16 protein-coding genes are annotated in these 20,587 nt (G+C 34.1%); 3 read left to right on the forward strand and 13 right to left on the reverse strand.

Features of this window, described 5'->3' with window-relative positions; all coding sequences use genetic code 11:
* Positions 1–567 precede the first annotated feature (567 nt).
* From C9914_RS02975 to C9914_RS03000, 6 genes are all read right to left on the reverse strand, one after another.
* Complete coding sequence (locus C9914_RS02975; RefSeq protein WP_106763279.1) at positions 568–5,070, reverse strand: fibronectin type III domain-containing protein; 4,503 nt, start codon at positions 5,068–5,070, stop codon at positions 568–570.
* 171 nt (positions 5,071–5,241) lie between these two features.
* The gene (locus C9914_RS02980) at positions 5,242–5,460 is read right to left on the reverse strand and encodes a thermostable hemolysin delta-VPH (RefSeq protein ID WP_408003181.1); all 219 of its coding nucleotides are present in this window, start codon (positions 5,458–5,460) and stop codon (positions 5,242–5,244) included.
* A 97-nt stretch (positions 5,461–5,557) separates the two neighbouring features.
* Positions 5,558–6,469 (reverse strand): hypothetical protein, encoded by a 912-nt coding sequence (locus C9914_RS02985; protein ID WP_106763281.1) that lies wholly within the window; start codon positions 6,467–6,469, stop codon positions 5,558–5,560.
* A 148-nt stretch (positions 6,470–6,617) separates the two neighbouring features.
* Positions 6,618–7,427, reverse strand: a complete 810-nt coding sequence (locus C9914_RS02990; protein WP_106763283.1) for a DUF7674 family protein — start codon at positions 7,425–7,427, stop codon at positions 6,618–6,620.
* Between the two features lie 112 nt (positions 7,428–7,539).
* Entirely contained in the window at positions 7,540–8,412 is an 873-nt protein-coding gene (gene galU / locus C9914_RS02995) for a UTP--glucose-1-phosphate uridylyltransferase GalU (protein ID WP_106763285.1), read from the reverse strand.
* Positions 8,413–8,458: 46 nt separating this feature from the next.
* On the reverse strand, positions 8,459–9,517 hold the full coding sequence (locus C9914_RS03000) for an RING finger protein (RefSeq protein ID WP_106763287.1): 1,059 nt from the start codon (positions 9,515–9,517) through the stop codon (positions 8,459–8,461).
* Positions 9,518–9,707: 190 nt separating this feature from the next.
* Between C9914_RS03000 and C9914_RS03005 the strand changes: the two genes are divergently transcribed.
* Together C9914_RS03005 and C9914_RS03010 are read left to right on the forward strand one after the other, a co-directional pair.
* Entirely contained in the window at positions 9,708–10,481 is a 774-nt protein-coding gene (locus C9914_RS03005; RefSeq protein WP_106763289.1) for a cohesin domain-containing protein, read from the forward strand.
* 66 nt (positions 10,482–10,547) lie between these two features.
* Positions 10,548–11,696 (forward strand): D-alanyl-D-alanine carboxypeptidase family protein, encoded by a 1,149-nt coding sequence (locus C9914_RS03010; RefSeq protein ID WP_106763291.1) that lies wholly within the window; start codon positions 10,548–10,550, stop codon positions 11,694–11,696.
* Positions 11,697–11,700: 4 nt separating this feature from the next.
* On the opposite strand, the gene C9914_RS03015 is transcribed toward C9914_RS03010, so the two are convergent.
* Complete coding sequence (locus tag C9914_RS03015; protein WP_158707320.1) at positions 11,701–12,840, reverse strand: D-alanyl-D-alanine carboxypeptidase family protein; 1,140 nt, start codon at positions 12,838–12,840, stop codon at positions 11,701–11,703.
* Between the two features lie 237 nt (positions 12,841–13,077).
* Here C9914_RS03015 and C9914_RS03020 point away from each other — a divergent pair, with 237 nt between their 5' ends.
* Positions 13,078–14,292 carry a cofactor-independent phosphoglycerate mutase gene (locus tag C9914_RS03020; protein ID WP_106763294.1) on the forward strand — a complete coding sequence of 405 codons (1,215 nt, stop codon included), beginning with the start codon at positions 13,078–13,080 and terminating at the stop codon, positions 14,290–14,292.
* 81 nt (positions 14,293–14,373) lie between these two features.
* Here C9914_RS03020 and C9914_RS03025 read toward each other — a convergent pair whose 3' ends face one another.
* From C9914_RS03025 to C9914_RS03050, 6 genes are read right to left on the reverse strand one after another with little or no spacing between them, the layout of a single operon-like run.
* Entirely contained in the window at positions 14,374–15,678 is a 1,305-nt protein-coding gene (locus tag C9914_RS03025; protein ID WP_106763296.1) for an aminotransferase class I/II-fold pyridoxal phosphate-dependent enzyme, read from the reverse strand.
* A 10-nt stretch (positions 15,679–15,688) separates the two neighbouring features.
* On the reverse strand, positions 15,689–16,288 hold the full coding sequence (locus C9914_RS03030; protein ID WP_106763298.1) for a toprim domain-containing protein: 600 nt from the start codon (positions 16,286–16,288) through the stop codon (positions 15,689–15,691).
* Positions 16,285–17,334 (reverse strand): DNA polymerase III subunit delta, encoded by a 1,050-nt coding sequence (gene holA, locus C9914_RS03035; RefSeq protein WP_106763301.1) that lies wholly within the window; start codon positions 17,332–17,334, stop codon positions 16,285–16,287. Before holA ends, C9914_RS03030 begins: the two co-directional genes overlap by 4 nt.
* The gene (locus tag C9914_RS03040) at positions 17,322–19,610 is read right to left on the reverse strand and encodes a ComEC/Rec2 family competence protein (protein ID WP_106763303.1); all 2,289 of its coding nucleotides are present in this window, start codon (positions 19,608–19,610) and stop codon (positions 17,322–17,324) included. Before C9914_RS03040 ends, holA begins: the two co-directional genes overlap by 13 nt.
* Positions 19,611–19,656: 46 nt before the next feature.
* Positions 19,657–20,205 (reverse strand): GNAT family N-acetyltransferase, encoded by a 549-nt coding sequence (locus tag C9914_RS03045; protein WP_106763306.1) that lies wholly within the window; start codon positions 20,203–20,205, stop codon positions 19,657–19,659.
* Position 20,206: 1 nt separating this feature from the next.
* Entirely contained in the window at positions 20,207–20,551 is a 345-nt protein-coding gene (locus C9914_RS03050) for a histidine triad nucleotide-binding protein (RefSeq protein ID WP_106763308.1), read from the reverse strand.
* Positions 20,552–20,587: the final 36 nt, after the last annotated feature.

A 20,587-nucleotide genomic window follows, 5' to 3' on the forward strand; every position in this document is an offset into this window, starting at 1 on the left:
TTTTACCACACTCGAAAGCGTTTGTCAAGACTTTTTTCAAACTTTTTCAAAAAGTTTTTTGAGCTTTTTGTGAATTTGCAATCCAGAAATCAATCTGTGCTTTACTCACTTTTCACTCTTTTCTTGATTGAAAAACCTTTAAGTTTTTCATCACTTTCGTGCGATAGCTTTAATATTTTATCATATCTTCAAGCTATTGTCAAGACTTTTTTAAACTTTTTTCTAAAGTTTTTCGAGTTTTCTTTGAATTTCGATTCAGGAATTCAATCCTCCGAACATTCATTTTCGACTCTTGTCTTTCTCGAAAATCCCCATTTTATCGGGTTTTTTCGCCGCTCTCTCGCGACAGCTTGTTTATAATATCATAACCCAACCCAAATGTCAACACATTTTTTCGGATTTTTTAAACTTTTTCTTTAAAAAATTTTTACATACTAAATATAGTCTTTTGAACAATCTATAAACAGAAAATATGGTATACAAACAAAGTAAAGAAGAAGAGCAGAGCTTCCAAAGATTCGCATGAATCATAAAAATGAAAGCCTGCCCTTAATTTTTCAGAAAAATTTATCCAAAGAAGTTCTGTACTGCATACATTACTGCATCAGAATCAATATCTAAATATAAGCCTACTGAAATAGATGTGTAATGAGAATTAAGTATATTTGCTCTATGTCCTGACGAATTCATCCACGCATTAACTATACTTTCTGCTGTCATATCTGGCTGACAACCTATATTTTCACCTATATAGTCACAAGTAAAATTAAATGCTGTATAGAATTTTGTTCCGTTTGGACGAGTATGGTCAAATAGAGTTGCTGTTTCTTTCGCACGAACCGCAGAACCACTTGCACCTTTTGAATTAACTGACAATGTTTTTAAACCAGCTTTATTTCTCTCCACATTAGTAAGTCTGATAATCTCACTCTTTATATTATTTATATCTGTTTGAGAGAATGTACTTCCTGTTATGCTTTTATAGGCACTATATACAGTTGAACCGTTAATATTCTTATATGTACGAATCCTATAATTATACTTCGCGCCAGATGTAAGATTTCTGTCTACAAATTGAAGATTATTTGAACCACTAACAGTTGCAATAACTTTATAGCTTGAATCTGTCGAAAGCTTTCTTTCTACTTTATATCCGCTTATACCCTCTATTTGATTCCAAGCAACTCTTATTGCTTTATCAGTTTTGTTTTCAACTCTGAAACCATCTACATACATAGGAATTGTATAAGTAGTAAGTTCAGTATAATCACCAAGCACCTTATTTCCAGAAAGCTCTTTATAAGCTGCTATCCTATAATACTGGCTTTCCCCTGGGTAAAGTCCATCGTCCTGATAGCTTACTGTACTGCCACCCTCAACAATCTTTCTGACATAGATTTCGCCTGTATTATTATTTTTCTTATAAATACAATACCCATCTGCACCACTTACTGATTTCCAGTTAAGTTTCAGAGAACCTGTCTGTCTGCTTGATGAAGTAAACAATGTTGTAACATCAGGACAAGTTACTGACAAATGCTCAACTTTTTCTCCGATAAGTGTTGTATTATTATAATTTTTATAAGCTGCAACAGCAAATCTATATTCTGTTCCAGAAGCAAGCCCTCTTGCAGAATATTTTAAGCTTTGACTATTAAGAGTTGCTAAAAGTTTATAATCCCCATCAGCCTGTGCAACATAAATCTTATATCCATCTGCTCTTGATACTTCATTCCAGAAAAATGTTATAGATGAAGTAGACTGTGTATCAGTTTTAATTGCAGATGTTCTATATGGATATGTGCTATTAGATGATTCTGCATATTCTCCAGAATACTTTTTTTCATTAAATTCTCTATAAGCAACTACACGATAAGTAAATTCAGAAGCTGATGGAAGCTCCGAATCCGTATAGCTTGTTATTGCACCATTACTTACAGTTGCAATTAATCCATATTTTGTTATATCTGTTGTGCTTTGCCTATAAATTAAGTATCCAGTTGCATTTGCAACCTTGTCCCAAGAAAGGCGTAGTGTTGAATATCCTGTAGATATTACTTTTAAGTTTTTAACTGATTCTGGTAAAGTACAAGCATCTATCTCGGCAAAATCACTTTTTCTCAATACATCATCTACATAACTATAAGTTACAATTCTATATGAGCAAGCCTTTGCCGATTCAAGGTTATCGTCTGTCCAGTAAATGATACCATCATTGTCATAATTATAATTATTGTATTGATTATAATTATGAATATAAATAATTTCGTTATATTCAGAATATATTGTTTCACCTTCTGCTTTTTTATAAATTATATATCCGTCTGCACCTGTCGAAGAATGCCATGCAAGCTTTATTGAGTTTGTTGTATTCTCATCAACTTTTAAACCCTTAACCGCTGCTGTAATTGTTTCTCCACTTATATACGATATTTCACCATATTTTTTAGTTTTTCCAACAAGTTTATATGCATCAATTTTATAATTATATACTGTTCCTGAGCTAAGTCCTTTATCCACATATTCTGTTGCATCTGCTTTAAGACTTGCAATTCTATTATAAGAATTTTGTGTCTTTGTTGATTCTCTATAAATATCATAGCCATCTGCACCAGCAGAGCTTTCCCACTTAAATTTAACAGAATCAGAAGTATAATCAATAACTTTAAGACTATTAATAGCTTCTGGCAAAGTATATCCGTCCTTATAAATATATGAGCCATAATATTTACTTCCACCTATAATTTTATAAGCTCTTACACCATAAGAACAATCTGAACCTGCTAGCAAATCTGTGTCTGTCCATTCATTAGTTTCTTGTTTATTTATAACTTTCATGGTTTTATATGCGGTTTCATCTTTAAGCTTTCTGACAATGACATAACCGTCTGCACCGCTAACCGTTCTCCATTTAACAAGAATAGAATTTGAAGTTTGTTCTCCTGTTGCAACAGTTCTAACAGTGGCTGGACGTGTTCCAACAGCAATTTCTTGATAAGCACCTTTATACTTCTTATTGCCAGCTGTCTTTATAGGCTGAACTCTGAAAGTATAATTTTTTCCTGCGGCAAGCCCTCTGATTACATATGAATTTGCAGATATATTTTCTATCTTTACAAAAGTTCCTGGTGTCTTAGATGATTCTTGATAAATGTCATATTCTGTTGCACCTGACGATGTATTCCAAACAAGTTTTATTGCGTCTGTTGTAAGAGAGCTAAGCTTAAGACCTGTTACATCTTCCGGCAAAGTACTTGCAGAAATTTTTATGTAATCACCATACAAAATTGTACCATTAAATCTCTTAAATGCCCTTACAACATAATAATAATCTTTACCTGCTTCAAGCTCTGTATCAGTCCATTGTGTTATATCCTGACCTTCGATTACTTTCACTCTGTCATAATCTACAACAGTCGTAAATTTTCTATCTATAATATATCCATCTGCTCCGCTAACTGCTCCCCAAGTTAATGTTGTTGAGGTTTTACTTGTATTTGAAGTTATAACCCTTCTAACACTCGCAGGAAGAGTTGTAGTAGCTATCTCTTTATACTGTCCCTTGTAGATTTTATCTCCGACTTTCTTTATTGGCTGAACTCTAAATGTATAATCTCTTCCAGAAGCAAGCTCTCTGATAACATATGATTTAGTTTGTCCATTCGCAGTACTCGCTATTTTTACAAATGTTCCAGGTGTCTTTGCAGATTCCTGATATATGTCATATGATGTAGCACCCTCAGAAAGATTCCAAGTGAGCTTTATAGCGGTTGAAGTGCGAGCATTCGTTTTTAATTCCTTAGTAGCAGAAGGAAGCGTACTTGCAGAAATTTTAATATACTTGCCATAAAAAACTTTTCCATCATACTTTTTATATGGTCTTACTACATAATAATAATCCTTGCCTGCCTGAAGGTTTTTATCTGCCCACTTAGTAACTGATTGATTCGCTATAACCTTAACACGAGTATATTTTTTTTCTGTTGTGAGCTTTCTATCAATACAATATCCTGTTGCACCTGTTACAGCCCCCCAATTTATATTAATTGATGTTTCAGTTATATCAGATGTTAATACTTTTCTTACGCTTGCAGGCAGTGTAATAGTTTTAATTTCCTCGTATTTACCCTTATACATTTTATCTTGATGTGATTTAATTGGTTGCACTCTAAAGGTATATTCTGTTCCTGATGAAAGCCCCTCTCTAACATACGAAGTTGTATATGAATCAACTGTGCCAACTTTAACAAAGGCACCTGGAGTTTTACTTGATTCCTGATATATATCGTACATTATAGCTCCCTTGCTGCCAGACCAATTCAAAGTAATTGTATTAGTTGTTCGTGAGCTTACTTTTAAATTTGTGACACCAGATGGATTTGTAGCTGTAAAAAGCCATACATCATCACTAAAAATTCTTTCGCCATTAAATTCCTTATAAGCCTTAATATCATACTCACAAATTGACTCTGAATCAAGCTCAATATCTGTCCATTGAATAGTCTGTTGGTCATCTATAGTTTTTATAAGCTTAGGCTCAGACTCGGAATCAAGTCTTCTATATATGTAATATCCATCAGCATTAGTAACAGCTCCCCAATTAAGTGTTATCGAGGTATCTGTTATATCTGAAGCCAATATTTTTCTTACGGTTGCCGGAGTGGTTATTGTAGCAATCTCCTCATAGTCACCTTTATATATTTTTGAATCAACCATTTTATATGGTTGAACTCTAAATTCATAAATTTTTCCTGCTGTCAGATTTTCGCCTGTCCAGCTTGTAGTTTTTCCATCTTCAATAGTAGCATATTTAAAAAAATTATATGGTTCTTTAGAAGACTTAACATAAACATAATATCCAGAGGCATCTTCTGACATATTCCAAGAAAGTGTAATTGAATTTGTCTGAGAAGTAAATTTTAAGCCTGTAATTGCTGCTGGCATATTACTCAATGATGTTTCTGTTGCTGATACTGAGATTGTACTTATTGGCATAGAGCCATAAGCAGAAAAAACCATAACACCTGAAAGCAATATAACAAATATTCTTTTTAAAATACTATTTTTCATAAAAATCGCCCCATTCAACAATTTCAATAGTAATAATTAAATAAAAATAAATTGCTTTTATGTTATAATTATAGCACAATCAAACAATAAGTCAAATAAAATTATATAATATTCTTCTTTTATAATAATTTTTGTACATTTTATCATTATATTTTTTTAAAGCATTTAATCTTATTTTATTTTGTCATTCATAGAATTTATTAATTGTTCATACTCATTCCATCTATCTTCTCTGATAGGCATAACAGGGTGCTTAAAATCATCAAATATAAGTACCAATGCTGGGCTTATCTTATTATGCCTTTCTATATAGTACCAATCTATCAGCTTTCCTTCTCGAATAAGTTTTTTAGCTACACTATGATAATTATAATACATAAGCATCACCAAATAAATTATCCCCAAAGGATATATGTGTTATTCAAGCAAAAAAAAGCTTGATTACCTTTTCAAGTAGTCAAGCCTTTAAGTATTATTTAATTTTTAATTATTCAGCTGATGCTGCTGACATCATAGAGGACATATCTGTTTGCTTATAATCAGTTGGAATTGTAAAGATATCGGCTGGAACTTCAGATGTAAGTTCGTTTATAACAATACTTGCATTTACACCCATTGCATTTGTCTTTATACCAACAAGCTTATTAGTTTCCTTATCAAAATAATATGTCTGTTCTGTGCTAAGTCCGCTTGAGCTTGTCATTGAAACGCCCTCAGCAAGACTTACTTCACTCTTAACTTCATAAACAACAGCATAGCAATCCTTACCATTGAAGTTTTCTACACTATCGCTAACATACTTCATATTCTTTTCTATATCTTCAGCTGAACCGAGTAAACCGCTTGTCATGCTGTCAAGAGATTTTTGAACATCATCTGTTGTTGGTGTATAGTATGCAACTTTATTTTTATCGTCAAGCATCCATTGCTTTCCATCAGCAACAATTATCTTCTGGAAGCCCATCATAGAATATCCCAAATCAACATACATTTTCTGATTAGCTATATCTGTTGCCATTTCCATTGTAATTTCTGATGGAGTATCAGAGGAACTACTTAAGCCCATAGATGAAGTATCAATAGTCATATTCATATAATACTTACCATCTTTAACTATATCAATATAGCTCTTCTTGAGAAGGTCTTTAACTTCTGAATTTGAAGAAGATGTCTCTGATTTACTTTCATCAACTTTGCTTTCAGTTTTATCATCAGATTTGCTCTCAATTTTGCTTTCTGCCTTACTATCAGAGCCATTCTCATTTACAGAAGAAACTGAAGATGTTGTTCCTCCTACACTTTCAACCTTGCTTGTTGTTCCTGAGGAACTGCTGTTACAAGCTGCTGCTGAAAGAGCTAAAATTGACGCAAGAAATAAAACTGCAATTTTCTTTTTCATAAATTTAATACACTCCTTAAAAATTTACGATAGATATTTATTTTCTATCAACAATATTTTATCTCAACAGTATAATGCAGTCAATAGACAAAATAACAAATTTAAATAAAAAAGCGTAAGTCAGATTATAACTTACGCATAAATTATACTATTTTCCTGCTTGTTGCTTAGCTTCAAGTGCCTCCATAAACATACCTGAACGCTTTTTCTTTGGCTTTTCTGGCTTGATTTTCTTTCCACGAAGTGAAAAAGCAGCAACAATAACTTTTTTATTAGCCTCTGTAAAATTTTCGAGAAGCATTTCACGCTTTTTTTCATCCTCAATAGAATTAAAGAGAATATATGATATAATTCCCTTAACATCAAGGTCGCCCATATTATAAATATCATTCAATGACTTAGAAAGCTTTTCAAGGTTATTTGCACCTTCATTTTCAACATATTTCTTGAAAAGTGGCAAAATCTTTTCTTTAGCAAAAGTTATTCCTCTGAAATTAGCATAGTGCAATTTTTCATAAGCTATATCTTCCTTAAGCTCTGGAAAATAATTTACCATTCTATTAGCTAAGAAAAGGGAATCAACATTTCCGTCATTATCCTTTTTCTTTTTCTTGCGTGTCTGTGTAATAGCCTGTTGCTTAGGGCCTTGAATTGTTTCAATAAAATCTGAAGCTATATTATCAGCTTCCTTTTCAGTATCAACTTCTGGGTCAAAAAGCCAAGTTGCAACAGATTTCCAGTTATTATCAGGCTCAGCACCAGACATCTCGCACTGACGGAGAACCATACGCATTTTAGCTTTATAATATACTATATTATAAGCTGTATCTTCACTTGTATAAAGTGCTGTAATTTCCTTATCATTTTGTGAATCTACATTTTGTCTTTTATAATCCTGCTCAGCAAGAGCTTTTTCTACCTTATCAGCTACTAAATCGAACGCACTCTGTATTTCCATTATATTCACTCCCGATAGTTATGCAAAATCACCGATAAGCTTTAATGCAGTTATCGGTGATTTTGATTATATCATATTAAATTCCGTTTGTCACTACTCAAAGCTAATCAAATTAAAGCTCTGATGCAAGATTCTTAATATAAGCTCTGAAATCGTCTTTAAGTTCAGGATGCTTAAGTGCAAGCTCAACAGTAGCTTCAAGAATACCAAGCTTATTGCCTATATCATAACGCTTGCCTGTAAAATCAACACCTATCATTCCGACTGTTTGTGCAAGAACTCTCATAGCGTCTGTAAGCTGAATTTCTCCACCAACACCAGGAGTAGTCTTATCTAGCAAATCAAAAATATCAGGTGTAAGAACACATCTTCCAAGAATAGAAAAATATGAGAGAACATCTGCTTCTGTTTTTGGCTTTTCAACCATATCTGTACAGCTATAATATGTACCATCAAGATGTTCAACCTTAAGTGAGCTATATTTATGGATATTCTCTTTAGCAACCTCTTTAATACCAACAACTGCTTTGCCATACTTCTCATATGCTCTGATAAGCTGACCACAAGCAGGGTCTTCGCCGATGATAACATCATCACCATAAAGAACTGCAAAAGGTTCTCCTGAAATAAATGAACGAGCACAGTTGACAGCGTGTCCTAAACCCTTTGTTTCCTTCTGTCTTAAAAAGAAGATATTTGCAAGCTTAGAAACTGAAACCACCTGATTATAAAATTCTTCTTTCTTATCTTCAAGTAAACGACCTTCAAGCTCAGGAGAACGGTCAAAATAATCTTCAATTATATTCTTACCTCTGTTTGTTATGATAAGAATATCTGTAATACCCGAATTAACAGCTTCCTCAACAATATATTGAATAGCTGGCTTATCTACGATAGGGTACATTTCCTTTGGCATACTTTTAGTTGCAGGAAGAACTCTTGTTCCTAAGCCTGCGGCAGGTATAACTGCTTTTGTAATTTTCAAAACTCCACTTCCTTAATTTTTTATATTTATATTTTTTAAGTAATAATCAGTGTATAAAAAACTGTGGTAAGAATGACAATAATAAATCGCATACAAGCAGACAAACTGCAAGTGCATTATTTGTTCCACCCTTTTCCATAAGCTTTTCATTCAATGCTTTCTTATTGCTTTCTGATACTTGTGAATCATCAGAGGCACCCTCTGTAATTGCTATAGATTGTTCGGCTTTTATTGATTTTATTTGTTTAATAACAAATTTATAATATGACCTATTTGCAGTAAAACCTATTATAAGCATTATTACAAAATTCAAAAACGAAAGTGCATATGGAAGAATAGCAATAAGCCCTTGGTCAAAAGGCAGCTGACAAATTGCATTAAAGAAATCTATAACAGTATAACCTCTCGGATATGCCTGATTAAGCCCTTGTGCAACAGTATCAAGCACACTTGCAGAAACAAAATATGTCACATAAGTCATAGTCATTGCTAAGACTGCCATAATAGCGGTTAAAATTCCACCAGAAACATATTTCTTTCTATATAGCATCCAGCCTCCGCCAAAGAGAAAGGCGGCAAAATTAAATCTGCTCTTACCTGTATCCTTTATACGCTTGAATATTCCCATATAGTATATGGTATTATTCTTAACATATTTTGAAAGCTCTTCGCCACTCACGCCGTCAAAGTCCTCATCAGGCTTAACACCTGCCATAAGGTCAATCTTTATCGGCATACCGCCACCAAAGCCACCGGGAAATCCTTCAAAATCTTGATTAGGATTGCCTCCGTCATCATTCATATTCTGATATTGATATTCTATAAAGCTTCTTCCGCACTGTTCACAAGCAACTGCATTTTCGTCATTCATATGACCGCAAAATCTGCATTTCTTGGTTTTAGTGTTTTCCTGCTCACTTTGAGTATCATCTTCTTCGTCTTTCCAAGCCTCATTGCTTCTATGCAAGTCAAGGAAAATACATCTTCCTTCCTTTTCATAACAGCTTCTATGATATGGTGCACCACATTTTGGGCAAACAACTATATCATCATCAGCCTTGAATTTTTCGGAACAAATGGGGCATTTTTTTCCAGTATAGTCCATATTCCCCTCCTACTGTGCAATTTTTATATTATATTATACTATACTTTTAGACTTTTTGCAAGTAAATATACAACTTTGCAAAAACTTCACTTAATTCATCTTTCATAAATAAACTCCATTTCTTGCAATACATAAGAATATCAATTATAATGATTTTATAATATAATTCCATAATATGGAAGTGATTTTGATGAAAAAAGTTCTTGCTTTTATTTTTGCAGTTTTTATGTTTTATATACCTTACTATGTTCATTCCGCCAATGGGCTTTATTTTGATTTAGAATATAGTGGCGATAAAATTCAACTTAATAGAGGCTTTGATATATATTTCAACGCTAAAAGTAATTCTCAGACTAAAATTTCAGCTTTAAGACTTGATATTAAATATGATAATTCTAAACTTAAATTTCTTTCAGCAACAGCAAATACTGATATAGATACTTACGAACCAGAGAGCGGAACTGTAAGAATAGTTTGGCTAAATAACAGCGGACAAACTACATCTTCTCAAAGCGAAAGGCTTTTTACTATAAGATTCAAGCCATTAAACTCAACTGATAATGCTTCTTATAGTTTCTCGACCAAAATTTTTGAGGCTGTCAATTCTGATGCAGAATATCTTACAATAGAAAATTCACCATCTATCACTGTCAATAAAAGCGGTGATGTAATAAGTTCCGCAAGCAACACAAGTTCTAAAACAGAAAGAAACAAAACAGAATCCAATAAGAAACGAGAAACCTCAAGGTCTAAAAATAACTTTAATAAGGAATCCAGCGAAGAACAAAGCAATGAAAATACAGAAGAAAATACGACAAATATTTCTATTGGAAATAGAAAATCAATAAAATCAGAAAACGGTTTTACATATTTTATCTTTGGTGCAGGAGGTATGCTAATCCTTGTAGTATTAGTATTCCTTGCATATAATCTTGGCAAAAAGCATAATAAGAAAAACAAATAATAGAGTTATATCATAAAAATATCTTGCATAAGCTTTATAAAAGATTATTATTTGGACGGTGTTTTTATGAAATTATGGAAAAGAACAATCGCCATTTTTCTGTCCACATTTTTTATAACAGCTATGCCTATAAGTGCTAATGCTCTTGAAGAAACCTCTATAACTGCCCCATCTGCCGTACTTATGGAGCCTGAAACTGGAAAAGTTCTATTTGAAAAAAACGCACACGAAATTCGTGCTTGTGCGTCAATAACAAAGGTTATGACACTTCTTCTTGTATTTGAAGCAATAGATTCTAACAAACTTTCTATGGACGAAACTGTTACAGCAAGTGCCCACGCAGCATCTATGGGTGGCTCTGACATATGGCTTGAAGAAGGCGAAACAATGACGGTTGATGAGATGATTAAGGCAACGGTTGTCGCCTCAGCCAATGATGCCGCCGTTGCTCTTGCCGAACATCTTTGTGGAACAGAAGAAGAATTTGTTGCAAAAATGAACCAAAGAGCAAAAGAACTTGGTATGAAAGATACTACCTTCAAAAACTGCAACGGTCTTGATGAAGAAGGTCATCTTACGAGTGCTTATGATGTCGCACTTATGTCCAGAGAGCTTATAAAGCATAAGGATATTTTCAAATATACTGGAATATGGATGGACTATCTTCGTGACGGCAAGACTCAGCTTGTAAATACAAATAAACTGCTTAAAAGCTATAATGGAATAACAGGTCTTAAAACTGGTACAACAGGCGATGCGGGCAGCTGTATCACTGCAACAGCCACAAGAGGAAATTTATCCTTAATCGGTGTTGTTCTCGGAAGTGCTTCGGGAAAAGAAAGATTTACAGATGCAGCTACCGTTCTCGATTATGGTTTTGCAAACTATTCTATGTATACACCAAAAGCACCAGATGGAGCGGTGACAGACATTCAGGTTGTTGGTGGTATGCAAGGCACTGTTAAAACAGCCGTAAATGAAACTACACCTATACTTATCAAAAAGGGCGAAGAAAAGGGTATAACAGAAAAGCTCAATCTTCCTGAAAGCATAGACGCACCTATTAAAAAAGGTGATAAGGTCGGCTCTGTTGAATATACTCTCGATAAAAAGAAAATCGCCGTCAGCCCTATTACGGCTGACGGCGACGTTGAACAAATGACCTTTTGGTCTGTTTTCTCTGTAATTTTTTCAAATCTTCTGACTTCAAGATAGCTTTCTATTCTTCTGACTGCTCAGTGTAGCTGAAATCAATTTTATTCTGCTTAAAACCAAGCTTTGCAAGAATAAGCGTATCATAATATTTTCCGTAAAGTTCAGGAGAATTCATTGCGACAGTAAGCATAGTTTTGCCATTCTTTGTAAATGATGAAATAACGCAGCTTCCTGCCTCATCTGTAAAGCCTGTTTTCATACCGTCTGCATATTCAGAATAGCAATCCTCGCCTTGATTTAAAAGCTTATTAGAGTTTACCCAGTAAAATTCTTCTCCACTCTTTAGCTTTTGTGTTATCTGATAAGTTCCGCATATTTCGGAAATCAATGGTATAGATTTTGCATAACTTGCAATCTTGACCATATCGAGAGCGGTCGTATAGTGGTTCTTATCGTGAAAACCATCAGGATTTGTGAAATGAGAATGCTCTGCACCTAATTCAGTAGCCGCATCATTCATAAGTTCCGCAAAAACTTCTATTGCCTCTTTCGCAGGAAGCTTATCATTTTCCTTGAATTTTCTTGCAGACGCTACCGCAATAGTATATGCCGCATCATTACCAGATGGAAGAATCATTGCATATAAAAGCTGTTTTGCCGTAAGCTTTTGACCCACCTCAAGTCCTGCAACGCTTGAATCTTCACCGATAAGAGTTATTTCATTTCCTACTGTTATAACTTCATCATTATCAAGAATTTTATTTGCAACAATAGCAGTAAGAAGTTTTGTTGTGCTTGCAGGATAACACTTAGCATCAGCATTCTTTTTATAAAGAATTATATCATTTGCAGTGTCATATAAAACTGCATATTCAGAGCTTAGCTTGTCACTTAATGCAGAATCCTTTATCAACTTTTCAGTATACTTAAATTTATTTGAATAATCAGGCAATTTAGGGTCACGCTTAGGAATATCCTCAGATATTTCCGAAGATTCAACCTTAATATCTGCTTTACTTTCAACAGAGCCTTGAGATGAGCTTAGCTCTGTTGATGCTGTTTGAGGGTCTGTTTTAAGCAATGACCATACAAAAATTGTTCCTGCGGCAAGAACTAAAAGCGTCAACAATACAGTTGTAACTTTAAGAGCAGTATGATTTTTTCGCTTTCTCACAGCATATCTTTTATTTCTTTGGACCTTCATATATTTAAATCTCCTATTAATTAGTTTATTTATTATAGTATAACATACCATTTAAGAAAAATCACGCAATTTATACATAAACCAAATTTTACAAGATATAAGCCATAATTAAGCTTTCTGTGAGCAGATATTTTCTATATCAGTTATCAATTAGGACTTGCTAATTTGCTTTCATAGTAATATAATATTTATGCAAGATAAGTAAATTATCTTAAAGCGAAATTAGGAGGATTTATAATGAAATACGCAGTTGTTCTTTGCGACGGTATGGCTGACAGACCTGTACCAGAGCTTAATAATATGACACCTATGCAGGCTGCAAATAAACCTAATATGGACTACCTTTCTTCTAAAGGTGAAGTTGGTTTAGTTAAAACAGTTGGTGCTGGCTTAAAGCCTGGCAGCGATGTTGCTAACCTTTCTGTTCTCGGCTATGACCCTGCAATTTACTATTCAGGTCGTTCTCCACTTGAGGCAGCAAGTATCGGCATTGACCTCAAGCCTGATGATGTAACTCTCCGTTGCAACCTTGTCACACTTTCAGATGAGCCAAATTACGAAGATAAGACAATGGTTGATTACTGCGCAGGAGATATTTCTACACCTGAAGCAGAAGAACTTATCAAATACATTGACGAAAAGCTTGGCTCTGATAAATTCAAATTCTATGCTGGTGTAAGCTATCGTCATTGCCTTGTTTGGGCAAAGGGTGAGCCACACCCTGGAGTATTAACACCTCCACACGATATTTCTGATAGAAAAATTACTGATTATATTCCAAAGGGTGACTATATAACTGAACTTTATGATATGATGAAAAAAAGCTACGACCTCCTTATGGAACACCCTGTCAACAAAAAGAGAATTGCCGAAGGCAAGCGTCCTGCAAACTCAATCTGGCTTTGGGGCGAAGGTACTAAACCAAAGCTTGATAGCTTTAAAGGTAAGTTTGGAAAATCAGGTTCTATGATTTCTGCTGTTGACCTCCTCAAGGGTATTGGTAAGTGTGCAGAAATGAATGTTTGCCAAGTTGAAGGTGCAACAGCTTATATAGACACAAACTTCAATGGCAAGGTTCAGGCTGCCATAGACGAACTCAAAAAGGGACAAGATTTCGTTTATATTCACATTGAAGCTCCTGATGAATGTGGCCATAGAGCTGAAATTCAGAATAAAAAGCTTGCTATTGAAATTATAGATGAAAAAATTCTCACTCCACTTATTGCATACTTAAAGGATTGTGGAGATGATTATAGCATTATGATTCTTCCTGACCACCCAACACCAATTTGCTTAAAAACTCATACTTCTGACCCTGTTCCATTCCTCATTTATAGAAGTAATGATGAGAAGAATAGTGGTGTTTCTACATTCTGTGAGGAAACAGCAGAAAAGACCGGACTTTATATTGAACCAGGCTGCACACTTATGAATAGATTCCTTGCTGAATAATTTAATAAATTACGAAAAACCAGCCATAGCTTATTTTTTGAGCTATGGCTGGTTTTTTATACAGAATAAATTTGATAAAAATTAAATCAAAACCTTTACAAATTCATTTAAGCAATCATAAGATTCTATAATTTCGCCTGGCATATAAACAGGTATTCCGGGCGGACAAGGGCAAGCTGTATCCGCTGAAATTCTTCCAATCGCTTTTTCTCTTGGAATAAATTCACTCTTTCCAAGAACAGCCTCTCTTAAACTCATCACACGCTTTGGCAAAAAAATTTCAGATTTTTCTTTTGCAACAAAATCTTTATCAAGTTTAGTGAGTAATTTAATAGCATTTCTAAGCTTGGTAAAATCATTTTCAGAATTAAACGGAGTACATATAAATACAACATTTTCATCATCAGCAAATTCGGGTTCAACGCCCATACTTCTGAAAAATTCTCCTGCTGTTTCTCCTGAAATTCCGATAGATGCAGTATTCAGAGCTATTCTCAAAGGGTCGCATAAACCATCAGGCTGTAATATTCCTAAGCGGTCGGCTAAAATCTTAATTTCTGCAATTATAGGCTCAAGCCTTTTATAAATATCTGCATTTTTAGAAATATAATCTGCACAAAGGTCTATTGATGCCATTATCGGATATGGCGGACTTGTTGAAGCAAAAAGCGACATTGCCTCCTTTGAACCTTCAATAAATCTATCATCATTAATATTCAGCAAAGCACCACCCGTCAGAACAGGAAGTGTTTTATGCACAGAACAAGCAGTCATACTTGCTCCAAGTGTTATAGGGTGAATATCTTCAGAAAGGAATTTCAGATGTGAACCATGTGCATTATCCACCAAGAGCGGTATATTATATTCCTTGCAAACCTTAGAAATTCCAACTATATCAGAAATTTCTCCATAGTAAGTCGGGCTTGTAATATAACAACCGCAAATATCAGAATTTTCAGCAAGAGCCTTGCGAACATCTTCAGCATAAATCCTACCCGTAAAAGCTCCATTATTTCTTGGCAAAAGCCATATAGGCTCAACTCCGAGAAGTGTCATAGCATTAACCGCACTTCTATGTATATTTCTTCCGCAAAGAAGTTTTCCACCGTTCATAGTTGCAAGTCTTATCATTGTCATAATTGCAAGCGAACAACCGCCAGCAGATATAAGCGTTCTTTTCACATCAAAAAGTTTTGCAAGATTTTTTTCTGACTCAAGAATAACACCACTTGCCTCAAAAAGAGCGTCTGTATCAGGTAATTCAGTATAATCAAGTTCCAATAATTCTGAATTTATTATTCCTGATGACTTATGACCAGGAGTATGAAAAGATGACCTATTCAATCTTTTATGATTGACAAGTGCATTATATAAAGGAGTATTCATAAAATCACCACTAATCTAAATAAAGTTCTTCCATAAGGTCTATAAACTCATCTCTTGTCATTAAGCAATTTAAAACTCCAAGAATTGAATTTGTAGTCATATTTTCCGGAAGATTCAAACGCTTTTTAAGTAACTCTCGTCTTTCTGAGGAATTACTTCCACCTGTCAAACCATAAACAAAGAAATCCGCCTTTGTAATTTCTTCCCTCTCAATAAACTCTGAATCACTGTCTTCACAGCTTGCACCGCATTTTCTCAAAGCTTCAAGTATAAGCTCTTTAGAAACCCCCTCTACACCGAGCTTTCCCTCTTTTGAACGCTTATCTTTGCGTTTCTCCTTGCCAAAAATATCAGGGATATATGCGTGTTTAATCTGTTCCTTAGGCACAGAACCTTTCAGAAAATTTCTTATAACAAAGCCCGCAGAATCGCTATCCGTAAGAACAATTATTCCACGCTTTTTTGCAAGCTCACGAATAAGATATTGCCGCTCCTTGTCATTAAAAATTCCGAAACCATTTGTTGTTATAATCAATCCATCAATTATAGAGGAAAGCTTTATTTTATCATACTTTCCCTCGACTATAATTGCTTCCTTAACCTTAATCATTTACCGCTGTCCTCTTTTACAATCAGAAGTATTTTTGCAATCAACATCTCTAAAACCGTACGCTGATTGCCTACATTAGATTTAAGCCTTATATCAGCATAAGCAATCGCATCAAGAATTTTAGAAATTGCCTTATTTGAATATTGCTTCATATCTCTTTCAGCATTTCTAAGTCTGAATTCCTTGCCCTTATATGGAAAAATATCCTTTAAAGCACTTGCCTTTTCACCGCTCTCAATAGCTGTTCTCACCCTATAAATATCTACAAATGCAGAGCTTAAGACTCCTAATATAACTTCAGGCTTTTCTCTCTGATAGAACAGTAAATCAAGCTGTTTATAAGCTGAATTATAATCCCTTCTGATTATCGAGTCTGATAGGGCAAATATTCTTGCTTCCGTATTTTTCACAGCAACAGCTTTAATAGCATCATCAGTTATAACTCCAGAACCAACATATGCACATAACTTTTGAGTTTCATTTTCAAGTGTATTCATATCAGTGCCACAGCTTGCAACAAGCTTTGCAGCATTTATTTCGTCAATCTCACAGCCAAGCTTTTTTGCCCAGGATATTATATTTCTTTCAAGAGCAATTTCTCCCCTTTTTTCACAGTGAAGAACTGTTCCTACTTTTTCAGCCATTGTTGAGAATTTCTTAGTCTTGTTTGTTTTTTTGCTGTCTGATGTCAAAGTAGGCTGGGAAAAAATTAACACCGTACTTTCTGGCAAATCAGAGCAAAAAGCTATCAGACTTTTTAGGTCACTTTCAGAAAGGGACTCAAAATCAAAGTCATTCACACATACACAGCGTTTTTCGCTCATAAGCGGCAACTGTTCTGTGGCATCAGCAATACTCTGTAAATCTGCATCACTTGAAAGAATATCGCTGTCAAAATCTGATGATTTTTTTCCTATAAGCTTTGAGCAAAGATATTCTGTATATTTTTTAACAAGATATTTCTCTTCGCCATATATCAAATATAGCTGTGAAAAATTTCCTGATAAAATTTCTTTTTTAAAATCCTGTTCATTTAAAACAGCCAATTATTCTCACTCCAAATCGAAACTTCACCGCTCTGCGAAATTCTCATACGAATATTATCATCAAAGCAAGTAGCATAAATTGTATCACATATGCTTTCTAAATTGCTATATGGCTCATATACATTTTCATCACTGCAAGAAAATATAATTTCAACAGGTCTTAGCAATTCATAATTTTCTGGTAACTCACTCATAACACAAATTGCTGAATTAAGCCATTCTCTTGGCATCTCTAAGCAATCTCCACCATTAGGTATAACAAGTATATCAAAATCTCCAGAAAAAGTAAAATGCGTAAACACTCCGCTTTTTGTTTCTATACTTGTAATTTTATAATCAGGTAAGCTGACATTATTCTGTATATCAGACTTATATTCAATAATTCTGCCCTTTGTTTCTGCAAGACTTAATAAATTTTCATCAGCTTTTTCAATATCATATATGCCGATATTATTTACAGAATAATCTTGCAAAATTTCATCAGCATTTTTTGAATAGTATGAACTTGGTATTGTAATCATAAGATATTCAAACTCAGAAATTTTTCTTGTTTCTAAATATTCAAATAAGTCATAAGCCTTACTACCGCCATATGTAACCATAGAATTATTTTCACTTGAACTTACTGCAATATTTATTCCGTTATTACAATCAGCAATATAAACTGAAATTCCTGTCACCATATAAAAGTCATAAGCAAGAATCATCAGAACAAGTGTTGCAATTCCGCTTATTGCTGTAAATTTCACTGCAAATCTACGATTTTTAAGCTTTCGCACAATAAAATAAGCCAAAATCACAATAGCCAACCAAAATGGTACAAACGAGTAATTCATTCTGATAACCGAAAATGGCAGATTCGCAATAGTTTCTGTCCAAAACATAATATATTTTGCAATAAGCTCACAAACAAACATTATTGGCACTGTCAAAAATGATAGAATTTCAGAAAAATTAAAAAGCACAGCAATTATTCCGCAAGCTATCATAATACTTGCCGGATACGAAATCAGCAAATTCGATATGACAGAATAAATCGGAAATTGCTTAAAAACTATCAGTGTTACAGGAAGCGTAAATACAGTCGCAGAAATTGTCATAGCTATAACTGATACTATCGAGGAAACAAATTTTTCGGCTTTCTTTTTCGGAATAATTCTTCTCAATGAAAATTTCTTAAATCTTCTTGGCTTTTTCTGTTGCAATCTTTCAATTATATTTGTTTTAATTCTTTCAGAGGCACAGAAAATTCCAAAAGTAGCTCCAACAGACATTAAAAATCCAAAGTCTGCACAGCTATACGGATTCAAAAGGCATATCACAAGCACAGAAAAGCCTAACGAATTAAATGGTTCGGGACTTCTGAATATCATCAATCCAATTAAAAATATTATCTGCATTATTCCTGCCCTGACAACTGTCGGAGAAAATCCTGTAACTGCCATAAATACAAGTAATGCAAGGATTGATACTCCTGCACCAATACGCTTTCTGCGAAAAAACACTGCAAAAATCAGCATAAAAAGCTGTGCTACAATTGTTACATGAAAGCCAGAAACCGACATTAGATGTGACACACCCGCCGATGAAAACATTTCTTTTTCTTCGGTTGTAAAGCTATGTTTATCACCGAGCATAACTGCCGTAAGCAAATTCGCACAATCCTGTGGCAAATATTCAGAAATAACACTCTTTATATTTCTTCTAAGTAAAATAAAGTTATAATAAAACGGTTTTTCATAAGCTTTTTCGGTCACAACCCCGCTATAATGCTTTATTACACCTCGCAGAAAATATCCCTTAGAAATATCATAATTTCCAAAAACAGAATCAGCATTTTGATATAGAGTAATTTTCGCATCAAGTTCATCATAAACATCAACATCATACAAAACGCTTGAGCTTGCAAGGATTTTAAACCCTGAAAGCTCTGAATTTCTGATTTTTGTAACCTCCAAAGGATAGTAATATTTTCCGTTGCTTTCGTAAACTTCATCACATACTGTTGCAGTAATTCTCTGTTCTGTGCCTGACAAAACTTCAACAGTTTTCAACTTTTGCTCCACAAATGTTGAAAACATAAGCATTGCAACGGCTGATGTTATAAATATAAATGGCAATGCGATTCGTTTACGCAGTTTTTTGACAAAAAGAGATATAACAAACAAAACTGCTAAAGCACTCGAAAGAATGTATGCAATATTTGAGCCAACAAATAAAGCGACCATAAGGGCAGTAAGATAAGTAAATCCCAATACCGCGAATGGACGCTTCATAATATTCCTCCATAAAAATGAATACTTCAGCCTTTAATATTAAAAATCAATCTAAAATTTCCATCTTAACAAATCTTCTGAACATCTTTCCAAGATATTCATCAAACATATCTGCATAATCCTTAGGCTTAATTTTATCGCCTAAACCAAGCAAATCATAAACAACGCTTGCCTCTCTCAACTTACAATTAAGGTCATGAAAACCGTTCTTCTCATAAAATTTCTTGCGATTAATTCTTTCGGCATAATTTTCAGCCTTTTCATCTATCTCCTCAATTGCAAGAAAAAGATTTCTACCCTTATACTTTTCTTTCAATGCACCAAGAACACCACTTCCAAAGCCATTTCCTCTTGCTTTATCATCAATAGCAAGATAAAACAGATATGAAATATCTCTGTAACTCAACACATAGGCAAGACCTATCCATTTATCATTGCTATATGCCGCCCAAAAGTCCACATTATCCTTTTTAGATTTACGCATAAGCAAACCAAATGGTGCTTTTTCATCAGCAGGAAAAGCTGATTTATAAAGCCTCTTGACGCTTTTATAGTCAGGTGATTTTTTATTAAGTCTTATAAGTTCAATACTCATATTATGCAAGCTCAGTATTAAGCTTTTTGCCTCCCAAGAGGTGGAAATGAATATGGAAAACAGTTTGACCGCCGTCAGCACCACAGTTATTTACGATTCTATAACCGCTTTCGTCAATGCCGAGTTCCTTTGCAATTTTAGCCGCAGTTACATAGATATGAGAAATGAAGCTGGCATTTTCCTCTGTCAGTTCATTAGCTGAAGAAATATGTTTCTTTGGAATAATTACAACATGAATAGGAGCCATAGGTGAAATATCGTGAAATGCTAATATTTCATCGTCCTCATAAACCTTTTTTGAAGGAATTTCTCCCTTAATAATCTTACAAAAAATACAATCTTCCATTTTTAAATCTCCTTTTTATAATTTTATATAACCAAA

The organism is Pseudoruminococcus massiliensis, assembly GCF_900291955.1.
In the GTDB taxonomy this organism is placed as follows: domain Bacteria; phylum Bacillota; class Clostridia; order Oscillospirales; family Acutalibacteraceae; genus Pseudoruminococcus; species Pseudoruminococcus massiliensis.